The organism is Mycobacterium sp. TH-M15, from assembly GCF_057473705.1.
Genome location: NZ_JBYCLB010000394.1, coordinates 1 through 3,607, shown reverse-complemented (window position 1 = coordinate 3,607; position 3,607 = coordinate 1). Strand labels below are relative to the sequence as shown.

The window sequence follows — 3,607 nt, the reverse complement described above, 5'->3', positions numbered from 1 at the left end:
GGCTGGGTCCGCTCGGTGCTGTCCAGGCTCTGCGCGGTGCCGTCGAAGACCGCGGCCCGCAGGTCGGTGTCGAACTCGGTGCGGAAGCCTTCCACGCACCGGTCGAAGTGTTCGGCGAAGACCGGTTCGGTCTCGTAGAGGCCGCGGGCCATGCCGACGTGCTGGGCGCCCTGGCCCGGGAACAGGAAGACCACCCGTTGCGCGCCGTCGGAATCGGCTGCCCCCGACACGGATTCGCCGATGAAAACGTTGTCGTGCTCGTCGGCTTCCAGCGCGGTCACCGCGTCCAACCGGTCGCCGACCACGGCCGCCAGCCGGACCGGCTCCCGGCGGCGACGGCCCAGCGTGTGGGCGGCGTCGGCCAGGTCGGCCGCGTCGGATTCGGACAACTCCGCGGCGAGCGCGGTCCGGGCCTGGTGCAGCGCCGCCTGGCTGCGCGCCGAGAGCAGCAGCACCTGCGGCCCGGGCGTCTCCCCGGCCGCCGGGTCGGTCTCCGGCCACTCCTCCACCACCACGTGCGCGTTGGTGCCGCCCACCCCGAACGAGCTGACCCCGGCCCGGCGCACCCCGTCGGACTCCCACCGGCCGTACTCGGCGCGCACCGCGAACGGTCCGCGGTCCAGGTGCAGCTCCGGGTTCGGGCTGGTGTAGTGCAGGGTCGCCGGGATCGCCCGGTGTTGCAGACACAAGATGGTCTTGATCAGCCCGGCGATGCCGGCCGCGGACTCCAGATGGCCGATGTTGGACTTCACCGAGCCGAGGTAGCAGGGCCCGCTGCGGCTCGTCGTGGACACGCCGAACGCCTTCCGCAGGCCTTCGATCTCGATCGGGTCACCGAGCGGGGTGCCGGTGCCGTGCGTCTCCACGTAGCCGATGGTGGCGGCGTCGACGTCGGCGATGGCGTGCGCTTCGGCGACGACCCGGGCCTGCCCCGCGGCGTTCGGCGCGGCGTAGGTCATCTTGGTGGCGCCGTCGTTGTTCAGCGCCGACCCGCGGATCACCGCGTGGATCCGGTCGCCGGCCGCGACCGCGTCCTCCAGCGCCTTGAGCACCACCACACCGACGCCGCTGCCGAAGACGGTGCCGTCGGAGCGCACGTCGAACGGCCGGCAGTGCCCGCTCGCCGACACCATCGACCCGGCCTCGTGCCAGTACCCGACCCGGTGCGGGACCCGCAGCGACGCCCCGCCGGCCAGGGCCAGCTCGGATTCGCCGTTGAGGATGCTCTGGCAGGCCAGATGCACCGCGACCAGCGCCGACGAACAGGCGGTCTGCACCGACAGCGCGGGGCCGCGCAGGTTGAACTGGTGCGCCACCCGGGTGGCCAGGTAGTCCTTGTCGTTGTGCAGTGACAGGTTGACCATCTCGAAGCTCACGCCCTGGCCGATGATCCGGTTCGGGTCGCCGTGCGACATCAGGTTGTGCAGCAGGTAGCCGCTGGTGGTGCTGGTGCCGTAGACGCCGACGGTGCTTCCGGCGCCCTCCAGCGCCGACGGGTCGTAGCCGGCGTCCTCCAGCGCGTGGAACGCGGTCTGCAGGAACAGCCGGTGCTGCGGGTCGGTGGTGCGGGCGGCCTGCGGGGTGAAGCCGAAGAAGTCGGCGTCGAACTCCTCGATCCCGTCCAGCAGCGCGGCCCGTCGCACGTAGGCCTCGTTGGCCAGCGCCGCGTCGCCGATGCCGGCGGCCCGCAGCTCCGTCTCGGACAGGTCGACGATGGACTCCACACCGTCGCGCAGATTGCGCCAGAACTCCGACACCGTCCGGGCGCCGGGGAGCCGGGCGGCCATGCCGACCACGGCGACGGCGTTGGACGGCAGTTCACGGGCGGCGGTCATGCCAGGTCTCCTACTCTGCGTCGGGCCGCGGCCCGGCGCCGCCGGGCGGCGGCGCGCTGGGCCTGGTCGCCGAGGTCGTCGGCGCCCTCGGCGGCGTCGGGTTCACCGATGCCGAGTTGACGGATCAGGTCGGTGGCCAGATCGCTCAGCGACGCGCCCTGCAGCAGCAGCGCCACCGGCGGCTCGACCCCGAAGTCGCCGCGCACCGTGTTGCGGATCCGCACCGCCATCAGCGAGTCCAACCCCAGCTCGGTCAGCGGTCGGGCCGCGTCGACGGTGCTGTTGCGCGGGTAGCCCATGATAGCGGTGATCCGCCGGGTCAGCTGGTCGACGACCGCCCGGTGGACCTCGCCGGCACCCAGCTGGCGCAGCGCGTCCGGTCCCGCCCAGTCGTCGTCGGCCGCGACGTCGAGTTCGGCGGCGAGCAGGCTGACGTAGCCGAGCCGGCGCAGCTCCGGGAAGGCGGCGGCGGCCCGGTCCATCCGCAGCCGGGCCACCCCGACCCGGCCGAGGTCGCCGGCGAGGACCGCTTCCAGCGCCTCGATGCCTTCCGCCGGGGCGATCGGGTCCAGCGCGCTGAACGTCAGGGCGCGGGCGACGCCGATCTGCGACCACTGACCCCAGTTGATGGTGAGGGCCGGCAGGCCGGCGGCGCGCCGCCAGGCGACCAGCCCGTCCAGCCAGGCGCTCGCGGCGGCGTAGGCCGCCTGCCCGGGCGCGCCGAGCAGCGACGACGTCGAGGAGAACCCGACCCACCAGTCGAGGTCGCGTCCGGCGGTCGCCACGTGCAACCGAAGCGCGCCGGCGGCTTTCGGCGCCCAGACCCGCTGCAGGCTCTCCCGGTCCAGCCCCGCGACGATCTGGTCGTCGATGACCGCGGCACCGTGGATCACGCCGCGCAGCACCAGGCCGGTCGCTTCGGCGGCCTCGACCACCCGCTCGGCCACCCCGGCGGCGGCGCTGTCGCCGCCGACGACCGCGACCTGGGTGCGGGTCTCCAGCTCGGCCAGCACCGCCCGCTGCTCGTCGGAGGGCGCCGATCGGCTGTTCAGCACGATCCGGCCGGCGCCGCGGTCGGCCAGCCAGCGGGCCACCGCCAGGCCGATGCCGCCCAGACCGCCGGTGACCAGGTAGGCGCCGTCCGGCCGGACGGTCGGCCCGGAGCCGCCGGCGCTCAGCGTGGCACGACGGAGCCGTTCGACGTACCGCTCTCCGTCGCGCCAGGCGACGGTGTCGTCGGTGCCGGCCATCGCCAGCTCGCTCAGCAGCGCCGAGACGTCGGCACCGGGCGCATCGGCCGACGAGCCCAGGTCCACCAGGGTGGCGCGCAGCTCGGGATGCTCGTAGGCCAGCACCCGGACGAGGCCCGTCAGCGCGCCGATCGCCGGGTCGCCCCGCTCGCCGTCGCGCACCGGCAGCCCGTCGCGGCTGACCAGCCACAGCCGGGGCGCGGTGTCGTGCCAGCCCCGGATGACCGTCTGAACCGCCGCGGTGACGGCCCAGGCCAGCTCACGCCCGCGGGTCACCGCATCGTCGCCGGCGGTGTCCAGATCCGAGCCGTCGAAGGCGGCCTTCGCCGCGAACAGGACCAGCCCCACCGGCGGCAGGTCGGGGTCGGCGGCGGCCTGCGCGAACGCGTCGGTCACCGCGGAGTCCCGGCCGCAGTCGGCCAGGATCACCCGGTGGGCCGCCGATTCGAGCCGGTCGGGGGAGCCGCGGGCCCCCGCGGCGGGGACGGCGCCGGGAGGCCGCCCCAGCCCACAGCACCCCCG

General features: G+C 74.7%; 2 protein-coding genes. Both read right to left on the bottom strand.

Annotated elements, in window-relative coordinates; genetic code table 11:
* Positions 1-1,835, bottom strand: a 1,835-nt coding sequence (locus tag AC2VNT_RS09640) for a type I polyketide synthase (protein WP_486946644.1), incomplete at its 3' end; no start/stop codon positions are given.
* Positions 1,832-3,607 (bottom strand): beta-ketoacyl reductase (locus AC2VNT_RS09635; RefSeq protein ID WP_486946643.1); only part of this gene is annotated, 1,776 nt, incomplete at its 5' end. The genes AC2VNT_RS09635 and AC2VNT_RS09640, both read right to left, overlap by 4 nt.